The sequence below is a fragment of the Rugamonas rubra genome (genome assembly GCF_900114705.1).
Lineage (GTDB): Bacteria > Pseudomonadota > Gammaproteobacteria > Burkholderiales > Burkholderiaceae_D > Rugamonas > Rugamonas rubra.
This window is the reverse complement of record NZ_FOTW01000081.1, coordinates 1-1,048: the sequence shown is the minus strand read 5'-3', so window position 1 is coordinate 1,048 and position 1,048 is coordinate 1. Positions and strand designations below refer to the sequence as shown.

General features: G+C 58.0%; 1 protein-coding gene. It reads left to right on the top strand.

The genetic code is table 11. The features are described from left to right. Window positions 1–291: 291 nt before the first annotated feature. Window positions 292–1,048, top strand: a 757-nt coding sequence (locus tag BM252_RS29795) for an IS110 family RNA-guided transposase (RefSeq protein ID WP_139236840.1), incomplete at its 3' end; no start/stop codon positions are given.

Below are 1,048 nucleotides of genomic sequence, written 5' to 3'. Positions count from 1 at the left end.
TGTATAACCGGTCATGAGGCGAGTCGGCATCGCCCCCAAGCATGAAAGCTCATCAGGGCGGAGAATAGGCAGTGGCGCACAGGACACCAAAGACCGCAATCTCAATGGTGGCCCGACCCCGTGTATAACCAGGCCTACCCGAACTGGCCCGCACCCCCAACTGTTGCGCGGCGGTTGCTTACTGCCGTAGCACGCACGGTAAAGAGACCCAGACTGAGTTTAGTCTGAGGCGTTTTCCAGTTCATCGATGCCCTGTGCTCCATTTTTAATTTTAGTCACAGGAGCAATATCATGGAAGGACTATCCCCACTTTACCGACGCGTCGCCGGCATCGACGTGCATAAGATGCTGCATGTCGTCACAGTCGTCGTCGAACATGCCGGCGGCACCATCGAACAACAGAGTCGCGAGTTCGGCGGCTTCAAGCGCGATTGCCGCGCACTGTCCACCTGGCTAGCCGAACTGGGCGTGGAACTGGTGGTCATGGAGAGTACCGGCATCTACTGGAAAAGTCTCTACGCCCATCTGGAGCGGGACGGCATCAATGCCTGGGTCGTCAACGCGCATTTCGTCAAACATGTCCCAGGCAGAAAAACGGACATGAACGATTCGCAGTGGTTGGCCGTGCTGGCCCGTTTCGGGCTGGTGCGCGGCAGCTTCATCCCGCCTCAGGACTTGCGCGAACTGCGGCTGGTGTCGCGCTACCGGCGCAAGCTCACCGCCATGCGCGCAAGTGAAATCAACCGGTTGCACAAAATCCTCGACGACGGCGGCATCAAGTTGGGCGGTGTCGTCAGCGACATCAACGGCTTGTCGGCGCGCGAGATGGTTGCAGGCCTGATCGATGGCAAGCCGATCAACGCATTGCTCGATATGGCGCGGGGCAGACTCAAACTTAGACGTGAAGAACTGCAGGCCGCGCTCGATGGCGATCTGACGGCGCGACACCGCTTTATCCTTGAGCACATCAAGGTACACATTGATGTGCTCGAACAGAGCTTGACCGAACTTGACGCGTATATCCTTGGGGCCATGCTGCCCTATCAAT